This is a genomic window from Serratia sp. CY81684 (assembly GCF_052166595.1).
GTDB lineage: Bacteria > Pseudomonadota > Gammaproteobacteria > Enterobacterales > Enterobacteriaceae > Serratia > Serratia nematodiphila.
In genome coordinates this window covers 883,019-897,407 of sequence record NZ_JBJNOO010000003.1, presented here as the reverse complement: position 1 = coordinate 897,407, position 14,389 = coordinate 883,019, and the positions used below count along the sequence as shown (strand labels likewise).

General features: G+C 59.5%; 13 protein-coding genes. All 13 read left to right on the top strand.

The features are described from left to right. Positions 1-19 precede the first annotated feature (19 nt). The 13 genes from ACJ8QF_RS12080 (at position 20) to ACJ8QF_RS12020 (ending at position 14,372) form a co-directional block, all read left to right on the top strand. Positions 20-1,222, top strand: a complete 1,203-nt coding sequence (locus ACJ8QF_RS12080) for a DotU family type VI secretion system protein (protein ID WP_004934945.1) — start codon at positions 20-22, stop codon at positions 1,220-1,222. Next, entirely contained in the window at positions 1,222-4,857 is a 3,636-nt protein-coding gene (gene tssM, locus ACJ8QF_RS12075; RefSeq protein WP_015378280.1) for a type VI secretion system membrane subunit TssM, read from the top strand. Before ACJ8QF_RS12080 ends, tssM begins: the two co-directional genes overlap by 1 nt. An 18-nt stretch (positions 4,858-4,875) precedes the next feature. Beyond that, complete coding sequence (gene tagF, locus ACJ8QF_RS12070) at positions 4,876-5,595, top strand: type VI secretion system-associated protein TagF (RefSeq protein WP_004934950.1); 720 nt, start codon at positions 4,876-4,878, stop codon at positions 5,593-5,595. 23 nt (positions 5,596-5,618) lie between these two features. Beyond that, complete coding sequence (tssA, locus tag ACJ8QF_RS12065) at positions 5,619-6,650, top strand: type VI secretion system protein TssA (protein ID WP_004934952.1); 1,032 nt, start codon at positions 5,619-5,621, stop codon at positions 6,648-6,650. Between the two features lie 122 nt (positions 6,651-6,772). Further along, positions 6,773-7,309, top strand: coding sequence for a type VI secretion system contractile sheath small subunit (tssB, locus tag ACJ8QF_RS12060; protein WP_015378282.1), 537 nt, complete (start codon positions 6,773-6,775; stop codon positions 7,307-7,309). Between the two features lie 3 nt (positions 7,310-7,312). Continuing rightward, entirely contained in the window at positions 7,313-8,818 is a 1,506-nt protein-coding gene (tssC, locus tag ACJ8QF_RS12055; protein ID WP_004934958.1) for a type VI secretion system contractile sheath large subunit, read from the top strand. Positions 8,819-9,122: 304 nt separating this feature from the next. Beyond that, positions 9,123-9,605 carry an Hcp family type VI secretion system effector gene (locus ACJ8QF_RS12050; RefSeq protein WP_004934962.1) on the top strand — a complete coding sequence of 161 codons (483 nt, stop codon included), beginning with the start codon at positions 9,123-9,125 and terminating at the stop codon, positions 9,603-9,605. 50 nt (positions 9,606-9,655) lie between these two features. Beyond that, a complete protein-coding gene (locus ACJ8QF_RS12045; protein WP_071525932.1) occupies positions 9,656-10,159 on the top strand; it encodes a type VI secretion system amidase effector protein Tae4 in 504 nt (167 codons plus the stop codon). Continuing rightward, complete coding sequence (locus ACJ8QF_RS12040) at positions 10,156-10,614, top strand: T6SS amidase immunity protein Tai4 family protein (RefSeq protein ID WP_004934966.1); 459 nt, start codon at positions 10,156-10,158, stop codon at positions 10,612-10,614. The genes ACJ8QF_RS12045 and ACJ8QF_RS12040 overlap by 4 nt, the downstream gene beginning before the upstream one ends. A 12-nt stretch (positions 10,615-10,626) precedes the next feature. Then, positions 10,627-10,980: a T6SS amidase immunity protein Tai4 family protein gene (locus ACJ8QF_RS12035; RefSeq protein ID WP_049188443.1), complete on the top strand. Its 354-nt coding sequence runs from the start codon at positions 10,627-10,629 to the stop codon at positions 10,978-10,980. Positions 10,981-11,049: 69 nt separating this feature from the next. Continuing rightward, complete coding sequence (locus ACJ8QF_RS12030) at positions 11,050-11,250, top strand: hypothetical protein (protein ID WP_071591444.1); 201 nt, start codon at positions 11,050-11,052, stop codon at positions 11,248-11,250. Positions 11,251-11,859: 609 nt separating this feature from the next. Next, positions 11,860-13,599 carry a type VI secretion system-associated FHA domain protein TagH gene (gene tagH, locus ACJ8QF_RS12025; RefSeq protein WP_004934973.1) on the top strand — a complete coding sequence of 580 codons (1,740 nt, stop codon included), beginning with the start codon at positions 11,860-11,862 and terminating at the stop codon, positions 13,597-13,599. Continuing rightward, the gene (locus tag ACJ8QF_RS12020; RefSeq protein WP_004934976.1) at positions 13,599-14,372 is read left to right on the top strand and encodes a PP2C family protein-serine/threonine phosphatase; all 774 of its coding nucleotides are present in this window, start codon (positions 13,599-13,601) and stop codon (positions 14,370-14,372) included. Before tagH ends, ACJ8QF_RS12020 begins: the two co-directional genes overlap by 1 nt. Positions 14,373-14,389: the final 17 nt, after the last annotated feature.

Sequence of the window (14,389 nt, the reverse complement as noted above, 5' to 3'; positions counted from 1 at the left end):
TATGACTCAGGAAAATAGCATGGCGCCGGCGGCCAATCCGCTGGTGGACGCCGCCAACCCGCTGCTGAACGCCATTTCGCAGATCCGCCAGTCGGCCACGCACGCCAACCCGGCGCAGCTGCGCCAACAGCTGATCGACGAAATGCGCCGCTTCGAGATCCGCGGCCAACGCGCCAATCTGCCGTACGAAGTGATCATCGGCGCGCGTTATTGCCTGTGCACCGCGCTGGATGAAGCGGCGGCGCTGACCCCGTGGGGCAGCAACAGCGTGTGGTCCGGCAGCGGGCTGCTGGTGACCTTCCATAACGAAACCTGGGGCGGCGAAAAGTTTTTCCAGCTGCTGGCCAAGCTGTCGCAGAGCCCGCGTGAGCACATCAACCTGCTGGAACTGATCAATTATTGCCTGCTGCTGGGCTTTGAAGGCCGCTATCGGGTCATGGAAAACGGCCGTTCTCAGCTGGAAACCATGAAACAGCGCCTGCTGCAGCTGATCCGGACGGTGCGCGGCGGCTACGCCCCGCCGCTGTCGCCTCATGCGCTGGATCTGCCGGTACAGCAAAAACTGTGGCGCCCGCTGGTACCGCTGTGGGCCTGCGTGGCGCTGACCGGCTTCCTGGCTTCGCTGCTGTTCATCGCCCTCAACTGGCGGCTGGGCGACAACACTAGCCCGGTGCTGGCGGCGATTTACCAAACCAATCTGCCGCAGGTGGCGATCGGTAACCCGGCGCCGGCCGCGCCGCCGACGCTGAGCCTGAAAAGCTTCCTGCGCAAAGAGATCGCCGAAGGGCTGGTGGTGGTGCGCGACGAAGCGCAGCAAAGCGTGGTGATCCTGAAAGGCGACGGGCTGTTCGACTCCGCCGCCACCACGGTGCGCGCCAACTATATCCCGGTCATCGACCGCATCGCCGCCGCCATGAACGGCGTCAGCGGCAAGATCCTGGTCACCGGCTACAGCGACAACCTGCCGATCCGCAGCGCCCGTTTCGCCTCCAACTGGGAGCTGTCGCTGGCGCGCGCCGAAGCGGTCAGTGCCCGCTTGCAAAAACACCTCGCCAACCCGCAGCGGGTCAAGGCCGAGGGCCGCGGCGAGAGCAACCCCGTCGCGCCGAACGATAACAAAGTGAACCGCGCGTTGAACCGCCGGGTAGAAATTACGCTGTTGGTCGCCCCGGAAAACACCCAGGCGGAAATCAACGGCTTGCCGCAAGGAACCGGAAAGTAATGCTCAGTACGTTATTCTCCATCATCACCAGCCGCCTGCTGTGGGGCTTTGTCGGCATTACCGCGCTGGCGTTCATCATCTGGATGATCGGCCCGCTGGTGGCCATTGGCGACTATCGCCCGCTGGAGCCGGAACTCAACCGCCAGATCGCCATTGGGGTCATCTACCTGATCTGGTTCCTGTGCCGCCTGATCCCGCGCCTCTACAGCGCCTGGTTCAACAGCCGCCTGCTGAGCAACCTGCGCGCCGCCGAAACGGTGCCGGCGGAAGACGGCAAGCCCGAGGTTAAACAAGACGATCAGCTGGCGCAGCGCTTCGACGAAGCGGCGCAGCTGCTGAAAAAGGCGCGCTTCGCACCGGGCCAGGGCGACGGCAAACACCGCTGGATGACCCGCTTTAGCCGCCAATACCTGTACCAACTGCCGTGGTATGTGATCATCGGCGCGCCCGGCGCCGGCAAGACCACCGCGCTGGTCAATTCCGGCCTGCACTTCCCGCTGGCGGATCGCTTCGGCAAATCCGCGCTGCGCGGCGTGGGCGGCACCCGCAACTGCGACTGGTGGTTTACCAACGACGCCGTGTTGCTCGACACCGCCGGCCGCTACACCACCCAGGAAAGCCAGCGCGAAGAAGACGCCGGCGAATGGCAAAGCTTCGTCGCGCTGCTGAAAAAATATCGCACCCGCCAGCCAATCAACGGCGTGATGGTCACCATCAGCGTCGCCGATCTGCTGAGCGACAGCGCCGAAGCGCGCGCCGCCCAGGCCAGCGCGCTGCGCAAACGCCTGATCGAACTGCACGAACAGCTGGGCATTCACTTCCCGGTCTATGTGCTGGTGACCAAAACCGACCTGCTCAATGGCTTTATGGCCTATTTCGGCAGCTTCGACAAAGCGCAGCGCGACCAGATCTGGGGATTCACCTTCCCTTACGAACGCTCGCGGCAGCCGGACTTCAACCTGAACGCCGCCTTCGAACAACAATACGCCCTGCTGCAACAACGGCTGGATGCGGCGCTGCCGGATACGCTGCTGATGGAGCACGACGCGCGCCAACGCGCCGAAAGCTATCTGTTCCCGCAGGAATTCGCCGCGCTGCGCCCGCTGCTCGGCCACTATCTGGAACAGGTGTTCGCCACCTCCAGTTTTGAAACCCGCTTTACCCCGCGCGGCATCTATTTCACCAGCGGCACCCAAGAGGGGCTGCCGTTCGACCGGGTGATGGGCGAACTGAACCGCTACCTGCAGCTGCCGACGGCCAACTCAGGGGCGCAGGCCAACGCGGCCTGGGACAGCGTGGGCCAGGAAACGCCGATCCCGGCGGCCAAGGGCCAGAGCTTCTTCCTGAAAGAGACGCTGGAATCGGTGATCTTCCAGGAGTCCGGGCTGGCGGGCAGCAACCGCTGGTGGGAATACCGCAACCGCGCCCTGCACTGGGCGGGTTACATCGCGCTGGCGGTGGTCCTGGCGGTGCTGGCGATGCTCTGGTTCACCAGCTACGGCAACAACAAGGCCTACCTGGCGGAAGTGGCCGCCAAGGTGCCCGGCGTCGAGCGCCAGGGGCAAAACCTGACGCAGGTGGGCAACGGCGACATGTTCTCGCTGCTGCCGTTCCTCAACAGCCTGCTGCACCTGCCGGACAGCCAGAACTTTTCGCTGGACGATCCGCCGTTCACTTACCGCATGGGGCTGTTCCGCGGCGATCAGGTCGGTGACGCCGGCAATGCCCTGTATCAAAAAGCGCTGAAAGAGCTGCTGCTGCCGCAGGTGGCGCAACAGATCGCCACCACGCTGCGCAACGATAACCACGGCGACGCGGACTTCAGCTATGAAGCTTTGAAGGCCTACCAGATGCTGTATCTGCCGAAGCAGTACGACGGCAAATTCCTGCGCGCCTGGGTGATGCTCAACCTGCAGCGCAACCTGCCGCAGGGCAGCACCCAAAAACAGCTGCAGCAGATCGAATGGCACCTGAGCCAACTGCTGGATGCGCAGATCCAGGCCTCGCCCTACGCCAAAGATGAACAGCTGGTGGCGCAGGCGCAGGCCGCCATCAATCGGGCGCCGCTGTCGCAGCGCGTCTATGGCCGCCTCAAGCGCTTGCTGCTGAAACAGACCGACATCAAGCCGGTCAGCCTGGTCGATTTGGCCGGCCCGCAGACCGAGCTGGCGTTCAGCCGCAAAAGCGGCAAACCGGTCACCGACGGCGTGCCGGGCCTTTTCACCTCGCAAGGGTACTGGAAAGCGTTCAACGACAACATCGATCCGGTGACCGATACCCTGCGCAAGGAAGACGTCTGGGTGTTGAACAGCCAGACGCCGGAGCAGAAAAGCGCCGATCTGACCAAGACCATCCGCCAGCTGTACATGCAGGACTTTATCAGCGCCTGGGATGAGCTGCTGGGCGATATCCAACTGGCCAACATCGGCAACCTGACCCAGCGTATCAGCAGCGCGCGCCTGCTGTCAGGCAACCCGTCGCCGATGCGCAACCTGCTGGTCAACGTCAGCAAAAACGTCACCCTGCGCGACGAGAAAAGCGACGCCGATTCCCGCTCGCTGCTGGCCAAAACCGAAGACAGGCTGAATCAAAACGCCAACCGCACGCTGGAGGCGCTGTTCACCAACCGGCCGGCCAACGCCGACGGCGACGTGTCGGCCCAGCCGGAACAGCTGGTGATGGCGCACTTCGCGCCGCTGCTTGAGCTGGCGCAAAGCCAGGGCGAAGGCAATAAGGCGATCCCTTTCGACAGCGTGCTGAAACAGGTCGATGAGCTGTACAGCTACCTGACGGCGGTGCAAGGCGCGGCCAACAGCGGCATGTCGGCGCCGCCGAGCGACATCATCCCGCGCCTGCAGGCCGAGTCCGGCCGCTTGCCGGTGCCGTTCAAACAGATGCTGCTGTCACTGGCGATCGGCGCCAGCAGCGACACCCAGCGCAAAGAGATGGAGAACGTGAAAAAGCGCATCAGCTTCGAGGTCGGCAGCTTCTGTCGCCAGGCGATTGCCGGGCGTTATCCGCTGGTGGCCCGGGCGCGCCAGGAAGTGACGCCGGACGATTTGGCGCGCATGTTCGCGCCGAACAGCGGGCTGATGGACAGCTTCTTCCGCGACAACCTGCAGGGCAAGGTCGACACTACTCGCGCCAACTGGCGCTTTACCCCCGGCGTGGACGGCAAGACGCTGCCCGGCGGCGAAGGCATCCTGCGTTCGTTCCAGCAGGCGCAGCGCATCCGCGACGCCTTCTTCGCCAACGGTACCGCGACGCCCTCGTACCGCGTGACCGTGCGGCCGGTGCGGATGGATAACGACATCCTCAACCTGACGCTGGATATCGACGGGCAGCTGTTCAAATACAGCCACGGCCCGCAGGTGCCGCTGGTGGTCAGCTGGCCGGGCACCCGCAATACCAACCAGGTGCATCTGCAGCTGGCGCTGGCCAACGGCACCACCGCCAGCCTGGTGACCAGCGGGCCGTGGGCGCTGAACCGCCTGGTGGATATGGCGCAGTCTTCGGGCACCGGCGGCCTCGGCCGTCAGGCGACGTTCAATCTCGACGGCCACCGCGTCACGCTGGAGTTCACGCCCAACAGCATTCGCAATCCGTTCCAACTGCCGGCCTTCTCGTGCCCGTAGCCCCGAAAGGACATGACCATGAGCACTGATTCAAGCGCCCCGACGAGCATCGGCTGGTACGGCAAACTTCCTTCCGCCGGTGACTTCCTGCAACGCCGTTTGCCTGACCCGGTGATCAACAACTGGGCCCACTGGTTCCATAACGGGCTGGTGAATTTGCAGCGCGATGCGCAGGGGCCAAACGATCACCCGTTCAGCAACGCGCCGGTGTGGAACTTCGTGATCCCCGCCACGCTCGGCAGCCAGTACGTGCAGATGGGCTGCCTGTTGCCGGCGCGCGACCGCGTCGGGCGGCGTTACCCCATCTGCGCGCTGCGCCTGTTCAGCCAACAGGATTGGCGCCCGCAACAGCTGAACATGGCGGCGAGCTGGTACCAACAGCTCGGCCATACCCTGCTGAACGGCGTGCGCAACGGCTTCTCCGCCGAACAGATCGACCGCACGCTGCAGGCGATCCCGGCGCTGCCCAGCCCGCCGGCGGAAGCGGACTCCGAGATATTGTCGATTATCGGGTTCCAGCATCCGGACGTACCGGGCCTCGGCTGGCAACAGGCCGCCGACTGTTTCGATCCGGCGCAGTACACCAGCTTCTGGTGGACCAATCAGGCCGACGGACACCCGCTCTACACCCACGTGCACAGCGGCAACCTCACCGTGCAGCTGTTTTCACTGCTGTTCGAACCCAACGGCTGGGCGCGCCCCGGCCGCGGCGGCCAGTACCCGCAAATGTTTGATTAACATCGCTCGTTGAAGGAAATTTTATGGCTATCGACACCGATACCCTGCTGGCCCCGGTTGACGCGGACAATCCCTGCGGCGACAACCTGGAATACGACGCCGACTTTCTGGCAATGGCGCGCGCCGCCACCGGCAAGGCCGAACAACAGTTCGGCAGCACCATCATTCCGGAAGAAGCGCCGGACTGGGTGCAGGTCGAGCGCCTCGCAAGCTCGCTGCTGGCGCGCACCAAAGACCTGCGCATCATGCTGTATCTCACCCGCGCCTGGACCCAGCTACGCGGATTGCCGGGCTATGCCGACGGGCTGACGCTGATCCACCAGGCGATACTCCGCTACTGGGATGCCCTGCAGCCGCCGCTGGAGTTCGACGGCGAGGCCGACCCGCTGTTTCGCATCAACGCGCTGGCCGACCTTGGCGACAAGGCCGCGCTGGCCGCCAGCGTGCGCGCCGCGCCGCTGCTGAAAAGCGCCGCCGGTGAAATCTCGCTGCGCGATGCGGGCGCCCTGCTCGACGGCAGCAAGCAAGAGTGCCCCAACTTTCCCGGCGGCCGTGCGCGGCTGCAGGATGAACTGGCGCAGCAGGATCGCCCCGAAGGCGCGCTGGTGATGCACATCGCCAACACCCTGGCCGCCATCCGCAGCGAAGTGACCCGCCATCTGGGTGAAAGCGCGCTGCCGGAAATGAGCGCGCTGACCAAGGTCTTTTCGTTGGTGGCGCTCGCCGGCCAGAGCGAGGCCCCGGCCGCCACCGAGGCGGACGCCACACAGGAAACCGCCGCTGAGCAACCACCGGCCGCCGTGCAGAGCGCCTCTGCCCCACTCAACTGGCGCAGCGCGCAGATCCAGTCGCGCGACGACGCCCAGCTGATGCTGGACAAGGTGAAAAACTATTTTCGTCTTCATGAGCCAAGCCACCCGGCGCCGCTGATGATCGATCGGGTCCAGCGGCTGATTACGCTGGACTTTATGCAAATCGTCCGCGATTTGGCGCCCGATGGGCTTAACCAACTGGAGACCATTCTCGGTCGCCCCGACCACGAGGAGAACAGCTAGCCGCCGACTTTTGTTCTCTTGACGACACCCGATACCGTCTGCCCCTGCGCAGACCCGAATCAGAACCTGACTCTCCCAGCCGGACGAGGCGCGTTCCCAATCGCCATTAGATGGAGTAAATCATGTCAAACTCGAAATCCCGCAGCGGGCAGAAATTCATCGCCCGCAACCGCGCGCCGCGCGTACAGATTGAATACGATGTCGAAATTTATGGCGCAGAGCGCAAAATCCAGCTGCCGTTCGTGATGGGCGTGATGGCGGATCTGGTGGGGAAAGCGGTCGATCCGCAAGCCAGCGTGGAAGAGCGCAAGTTCATGGAAATCGACGTCGACAACTTCGACGAGCGCATGAAATCGCTGAAGCCGCGCGTCGCTTACCAGGTTGACAATACCCTGACCGGCGAAGGCAAGCTGAACATCGATCTGACCTTCGAAAGCATGGAAGACTTCTCCCCCGCCGCTATCGCCCGCAAGGTCGACGCGCTGGACAATCTGCTGGATGCCCGCACCCAGCTTTCCAACCTGCTGTCCTACATGGACGGTAAAAACGGCGCCGAGGAGCTGATCTCCAAGATCCTGCAAAACCCGGCGCTGCTGAAATCCCTGACCGACGCGCCGAAGCCGGCGGTTAACGATGACAACAACGAGCGTGAGGATTAATCGATGAGCAACTCGCCTCAGCAACAGAATGCGTTGCAAACCACCGAGACTTTTTCCAGCGATGAGTTCAGCGCGCTGTTGAACAAAGAGTTCCGGCCGAAGACCGACCAGGCCAAAGAAGCGGTCGAGAACGCGGTGAAAACGCTGGCGCAGCAGGCGCTGGAAAATACCGTCACCGTTTCTTCCGACGCCTACCGCACCATCCAGGCGCTGATCGCGGAAATCGACGAAAAGCTGTCGCAGCAGATCAACCAGATCATTCACCACGACGATTTCCAGAAGCTGGAAGGCGCGTGGCACGGCCTGCACTACCTGGTCAACAACTCTGAAACCGACGAGATGCTGAAGATCCGCTTCATGAGCATTTCCAAGCAGGAGCTGGGCCGCACGCTGAAGCGTTATAAAGGCGTGGGCTGGGATCAGAGCCCGATCTTCAAGAAAATCTACGAAGAAGAGTATGGCCAGTTCGGCGGCGAGCCGTTCGGCTGCCTGGTGGGCGACTACTACTTCGATCACAGCCCGCAGGACGTGGAGCTGCTGGGCGAAATGGCCAAGATCGGCGCCGCCTCGCACTGCCCGTTCATCGCCGGCACCGCGCCAAGCGTGATGCAGATGGAGTCCTGGCAGGAGCTCTCCAACCCGCGCGATCTGACCAAGATTTTCCAGAACACCGAATACGCCGCCTGGCGCAGCCTGCGCGAATCGGAAGACGCGCGCTACCTGGGCCTGGTGATGCCGCGCTTCCTGGCGCGCCTGCCGTATGGCATCCGCACCAACCCGGTGGACGAGTTTGACTTCGAAGAAGATACCGACGGCGCGACCCACGGCAACTACACCTGGACCAACGCCGCCTACGCCATGGCCGCCAACATCAACCGTTCGTTCAAAGAGTTCGGCTGGTGCACCGCCATTCGCGGGGTGGAATCCGGCGGCGCGGTGGAAAACCTGCCGTGCCACACCTTCCCGAGCGACGACGGCGGCGTGGACATGAAATGCCCGACCGAGATCGCCATCAGCGACCGCCGCGAAGCCGAGCTGGCCAAAAACGGCTTTATGCCGCTGGTGCACCGCAAAAACTCCGACTTCGCCGCCTTTATCGGCGCGCAGTCGCTGCAGAAGCCGGCGGAATACTACGACGCCGACGCCTCCGCCAACGCCCAGCTTTCCGCGCGCCTGCCGTACCTGTTCGCCTGCTGCCGTTTCGCGCATTACCTGAAGTGCATCGTGCGCGACAAAATTGGCTCCTTCCGCGAACGCGACGACATGGAGCGCTGGCTGAACGACTGGATCATGAACTACGTGGACGGCGATCCGGCCAACTCCTCGCAGGAAACCAAGTCGCGCAAACCGCTGGCCGCAGCGGAAGTACAGGTGGAAGAGATCGAAGACAACCCGGGCTACTACAGCGCCAAGTTCTTCCTGCGCCCGCACTACCAGCTGGAAGGCCTGACCGTCTCCCTGCGCCTGGTGTCGAAACTGCCTTCGCTGAAACAAAACGACGCGTCCTGATGGACTGAAGTCAGGCCGCGGTAGTGCGGCCTGGCTGATGTATCAATCTCATCGTCAGCCTATCGCAGAAAACCCGGATCGCATGTGGAACCAAGACAACGCGAAATAATTAAGCATTGAGCCATTAGCACTTAATAGTGGCTCGGTAACCCGTACCGATAGTTTTCGGTATTTAAGAAGGTGCATGGCACAAGGATATAAATTGGTAATGCATTACCACACTTGCAATTCCTGCTGCTATTACCTGAGTTTTTCAACGTAACGTTAATACTACTGTTAACCCTTAATAAAGAGTGAAGAAACTATGGCTATTGATATGTTCCTGAAAGTTGAAGGTGCCAGCGGCGAATCCAAAGATTCGAATCACAAAGGCTGGACCGACATTACTTCTTTCTCCTGGGGCGCTTCTCAACCAGGCAATATGGGCGTTGGCGGCGGCGGTGGCGCCGGCAAAGTGTGCTTCAACGATCTGCACGTCAACGCGCTGATCGACAAGTCAACCCCGGCCTTGCTGAAACACTGCTCAAGCGGCAAACACCTGACCAAGATTGAGCTGTCGGTTTGCAAAGCGGGCGGCACCCAGGTTGAATACGCAAAAATCACCCTGGAAGACGTGCTGGTCACCGCCGTGCAGTACACCGGTGCAGGTGGCGAAGACACCGTGGGCGTCACCTACTCCTTCCAGGCGGCGAAAGTGAAACAGCAGTACTGGGAGCAGAGCGACAAAGGCGGCAAAGGCGCCGAAAGCAGCGCAGGTTGGAACATCAAGGAAAACCGCGAAGCTTAATCTGCATGCCCCCCGGTTACGGCCGGGGGGATTAATATAGGGAAATAACAATGAATAATAATCGCCCCATTTTTTCAGCAGCATGGGCTGCAAGCACTAAAATATATAATGCGCAATATTCAGCTCAAAATGTTGCCAAGATTATCGGCGGGCGTGTCGCCATGAATATTGCGCCCAATGGAAAGTGGGAAAACACCTGCGCTGTGCGTATGAGTTACATCTTGAATAAATCTGGCTTCCCCATTCCTTATGTAAAAGATCAGACCGTATCAGGCGCCGATCGTCAATGGTATTTTTTTAGAGTTAAAGATCTTATCGCTTATCTGACAAAGATCTGGGGCAAACCCGACCTTCGAGTCAAATTCCCTCCTCCAGGTGGTGGTGAATTAGCCGGGAAGAAAGGGATCATACTGTTTGAAATTGCAGGTTGGAGCGATGCTGGAGGACATGCTACGCTTTGGAATGGGAACGGCGATTGTTATGATCATTGTTATTTCAATGAACCAGAAGCTCGCTATACAACAAATTACGCTAACTTTTGGGTATTGAGATGAAAAAAATCCTTATCTCTTTTCTTTGTCTATATGCTACTTGTGCTATAGCACAGAAAAACCAAGAAGAACCCATTGAAAAGTGGCCACCGCAAGCGGCGTACCGAAACTATTTGCAAAACTACAAGGATATTGCTCTGACCTACTGCATTTCCGTCGCTTATAAGACATCACCAGAGGCTAGCAAAGATGCAATTGCCTCATCGAATGGTATCGATGCTTGGTCATACTATGCAATTCGTGATGAAGAATCCCCTATCATCAAGCTGACAAAGCAGTATTTGCAAAAGAATTACAATGCTAAGGACGGGAAAAGCCGCTTAGACTTAATGAAGTGCATGGATATGTACCATAGTGAAGAACTAGACAAACTTGCGAAAGATTATGTACAGCGCCCTAATGATAATTGGGTGAAAGACAATCCGGACAGAGTAAATGAAAATCCTCCTCGGAAATAACCAGTGAAAAAAATCTCACTGACTGTGGCCATCGCCGCAACGTTGAACGTCAATGCAGCGACAGAAATTGACTATTCCCCTGCCGAGAACCTCAAAAACTACGCGCTCAGCGTTTGTATCGCCGAGGGGTACTCAGCAAAAGAAGTCAAAAACGATGCCGCCGCCGCTGCTCGGGGTTACATGGAATTCGGCGATTATTCTCTGGAGGCGCATACCGCCGTCAGGGCGCTGGCAAAAGAATTTCTGGCAAAGCCCTATGACAGTATGTCAGGGGAGCCGATGACGATGGCCAAGTGCATCGATCTTGTACATAGCCAAGCGTTGCAAGCCATCATCAAGAAGTACCAAGGGAAAGACGACAACTGATATCAGAATTGCTCAAACGACGGCTCATATCAAAGGTTATCTCGGATGAGAAGATACACGTACTTTTTAATGTCTCTGCTGCTCGGAAGCCATGTAGCCCTTGCTGAAAACTCACTCAATATTTTATCGCAAGAGGCACTATATAAAAATTGGTTAGTCAGCCGCTGCATTGGGAAGTCCACTGACTCAGAAAAAACCAAGCAAGACGCCTTCCGCTCCGCTTCCGCCTATTTAGAATTGAGTAAACTGCCGATGGATGCATTCGAATAAGGCGAAAAGCTGGCTGAACAGTACGCCAATAAAAATAGCCAAGGCTCAGTTAAAGGAAGTTATCATATTTTAGATTGCCTTTCACTGCAGAACGCCAGTGAAGCTAAAGCCATTTTTAAACGTTACTCAAAGTAATAGTCAGGATTATCGAACCCAATTTCATAAAGCTTTCAACTCAAGTAAATTTATTGATTATTAACACAACTCCAGACGTCACGCTATCAACTTACTCATATGGATTCTTACTTTCCTATCTTTCATTGTCACTCATAACTTTAGTGGCATTATATTACTTAAAAAAATTATCGGCTCACAAACACAATTATCCATTTTTTGTTTTCAACTGTCTCATTGTGGTTTTTATGGGTGTCATACAGCTCTCAATTTTTGCATGCGGGAATGATTTTCTTAATCTTTTCTACCCACCAGGCAACAATGACTATGACTCTATACATTATGGCAGTTTGATATTTACCTTTATCTACTTAACTCAACTGCCAAAAAAAACCTATTACAAAAAAGAAAAGAATCGAAGTTAGCCATCTGATTAGATGACTAAATCAACATACGCCCAAAGCAGTCTAAAATCCCCATCAGCAGGAATGCCTTATGCGATTTTCCATTGTAAAAAATAAAAGCGGCCAGGTTCCGCCGCAGAGCAGTTGCGATTTTCTGCCGCCGGGCGGCACCATCGGCCGCAGCGTGGACAACAACCTGGTGCTACCGGACGAAGAGCGCGCTATTTCCCGTCTGCAGGCGATCGTGCACATTTCCTCTGACGGCGAATGCCGCATCACCAATCGCGGCAACGTCACCCGCGTGCTGCTGAACGATATTCCGCTGGAGCGTGGCCGCCAGGTTGAACTGCAGGATGGCGACGTACTCGGCATCGACGATTACCAGATTGAAGTCAGCGCGCTGCAGCAACACGCCGCGCCACAGGCTCAACCGGTGGCCAAGGCTGCTGCCGTTGCCGCTGCTGCGGCCCCAGCAGCTGCCGCCACCGAAAAATCCGCCGCGCCAATTCCCAACGAAATCTGGGACAGCCTGGTGGAAGAATTCACGCCGAACGCGCCGGCCGCCGTCACGCCGCCGCCGATCGCCAATCCGGACAATCATCCGCTGCTGGATACCCCCGCTCGCGAGCTGAACCCGGCCGATCCGCTGGCGCAGCTGGCGGGCGAGGTCGATCTGCACCAATTGCAGCAACAGCAGACCGATCCGGCCGCCTTATTCAACACCGACACCACTTTTGAACGCGAACACATTCTGGCCGATACCACCCCCAGCGCGCTGCTGGCGGAGCAGGCTGCGCCACCGCGCCCGGCTCCCCCCGTCCGGAATGCGCACCAACCGGAGCAAGAGCTGGATCCGCTGGCGCTGTTCGGCGGCTCATCCGCGCCCGCTTCGCCAGAGACGCTGAACAGCAACGATCCGCTGGGGCTGCTGATGGGAGGTGCCGTGCCGCTGGCTCAGCCAGAGGAAGCGGTACAGCCTCCGTCCCCGCCGCCAGCACCGGCTCCGGCCGCCGCACAGCCGGTAGCGCCGCGCCCTCAGCCGACGCCGCCGCCCGTACAGATGCCCGAGCCGCAACCCCAACCCGCGCCGCAGTTCAGCCCGCAGGAGCCGCCTGCGCAGCCGCCGCGTCCGCGCCAAGGCAACCGCCTGGGCATCGATCCGGTTGCCTACCAGTCCGCTCAGCGGCAGCACGCCGCCGCGCCTAATGGCGACACCTTGGAAGGACCGTTGCTGGCGGCGCTGCTGCAAGGCGTCGGTCTTGACGATCTGCAGCCGCAGCCGCATTTCGACGAACAACAGATCCGCCTGGCCGGCCGCCTGCTGAGCCTGTTCTCGCAAGGCACCGTCGCCCTGCTCTCATCCCGCTCGATCCTCAAGCGCGGCGTGAAGGCCGAGATGACCATGATCCTCGACGAAGCCAACAACCCGTTCAAGTTGCTGCCTTCGGGCAAAACGGTGCTGATGCAGATGTTCGGCAGCCAGATGCCGGGCTTTATGCCGCCGGAGCAGGCGGTGCGCGACGCGCTGATCGACCTGCAGGCGCACCAGTTGGGAATGATCGCCGGCATTCGCGCCATCATCGCCGCCATGCTGCAGTCGTTTAACCCGGAGCGTCTCGAAGAAGAAGCGCGCAAGGAAGGCGTGGCGCCGCGTCTGTCGCTGCCCGCCAACCGCAAGGCCGCGCTGTGGGACTACTTCGTGAAGAACTATCAGCAAACCTCCGGCGAAATCGAGGACGATTTCCACACCCTGTTCGGCGAAGCCTTCCTGCACGCCTATGACGTTGAAGTGAATCAATACAAAGACTCACAGACCAAACCGGACGCGTAATGAATATCACCATAGCCTCTACCTCCAACCAGGGCGGCCGCGCCTCCAACCAGGATCAGACCGGCGAGGTGCTCGGCAACCGCGCCGCCTGCTTCGTGGTGTGCGACGGCATCGCCGGTTTTCCGGGCGGCGATATCGCCGCCAAACTGGCACGCGACACCATTTTGCAAAACTTCGACGGCGAAAAGCACCTGAACGCCCAGAGCATTCGTCAGCACATCACCAGCGCCAACGCCGCCATCCACCAGCAGCAGCGGCAGTCGGACGAATACAGCAAGATGGGCACCACGCTGGTTAGTCTGTTTATCGATCGCGATTACCAGCTGGCCTACTGGGCGCACGCCGGCGACAGCCGCCTGTACCTGTTCCGCCGCGGCTACCTGCATGCCGTCACCACCGACCACAGCCTGATCCAACAGATGCAGGACGCCGGCTACCAGACCAACGGCATCAACAGCAACCTGCTGTATTTCGCGCTGGGGCTCAACGAAGAGCGCGACGCCACCTACAGTGACGTGCTGCAGCTGGAAGACGGCGACGTTTTCCTGCTGTGCACCGACGGCTTCTGGCACAGCTTCAGCCAGGCCGAACTGGAACAGTCGCTGCACATGGTCAACTCCCCCAGCGAGTGGATCGCCCTGATGCAGCAGGCATGGAAGAAAAACAATAACAGCGATAACTACAGCGCTATCGCCGTCTGGATTGGCTCACCGCAGGAAACCACCCTGCTGCATTCGCTGGCGGATGCGGAGCGGTTTCTGAGCCGCGACTGAGCAGCGCACATTCACAG

What these genes read in the sequence shown, in the direction of transcription:
- tagF (WP_004934950.1), top strand. Translation starts at nt 4,876, where the DNA reads ATGAGCACTGATTCAAGCGCCCCGACGAGCATCGGCTGGTACGGCAAA.
- ACJ8QF_RS12045 (WP_071525932.1), top strand. Translation starts at nt 9,656, where the DNA reads ATGAATAATAATCGCCCCATTTTTTCAGCAGCATGGGCTGCAAGCACT.
- tssM (WP_015378280.1), top strand. Translation starts at nt 1,222, where the DNA reads ATGCTCAGTACGTTATTCTCCATCATCACCAGCCGCCTGCTGTGGGGC.
- ACJ8QF_RS12020 (WP_004934976.1), top strand. Translation starts at nt 13,599, where the DNA reads ATGAATATCACCATAGCCTCTACCTCCAACCAGGGCGGCCGCGCCTCC.
- ACJ8QF_RS12080 (WP_004934945.1), top strand. Translation starts at nt 20, where the DNA reads ATGGCGCCGGCGGCCAATCCGCTGGTGGACGCCGCCAACCCGCTGCTG.
- tssA (WP_004934952.1), top strand. Translation starts at nt 5,619, where the DNA reads ATGGCTATCGACACCGATACCCTGCTGGCCCCGGTTGACGCGGACAAT.
- ACJ8QF_RS12030 (WP_071591444.1), top strand. Translation starts at nt 11,050, where the DNA reads ATGTCTCTGCTGCTCGGAAGCCATGTAGCCCTTGCTGAAAACTCACTC.
- tssC (WP_004934958.1), top strand. Translation starts at nt 7,313, where the DNA reads ATGAGCAACTCGCCTCAGCAACAGAATGCGTTGCAAACCACCGAGACT.
- ACJ8QF_RS12040 (WP_004934966.1), top strand. Translation starts at nt 10,156, where the DNA reads ATGAAAAAAATCCTTATCTCTTTTCTTTGTCTATATGCTACTTGTGCT.
- tssB (WP_015378282.1), top strand. Translation starts at nt 6,773, where the DNA reads ATGTCAAACTCGAAATCCCGCAGCGGGCAGAAATTCATCGCCCGCAAC.
- tagH (WP_004934973.1), top strand. Translation starts at nt 11,860, where the DNA reads ATGCGATTTTCCATTGTAAAAAATAAAAGCGGCCAGGTTCCGCCGCAG.
- ACJ8QF_RS12050 (WP_004934962.1), top strand. Translation starts at nt 9,123, where the DNA reads ATGGCTATTGATATGTTCCTGAAAGTTGAAGGTGCCAGCGGCGAATCC.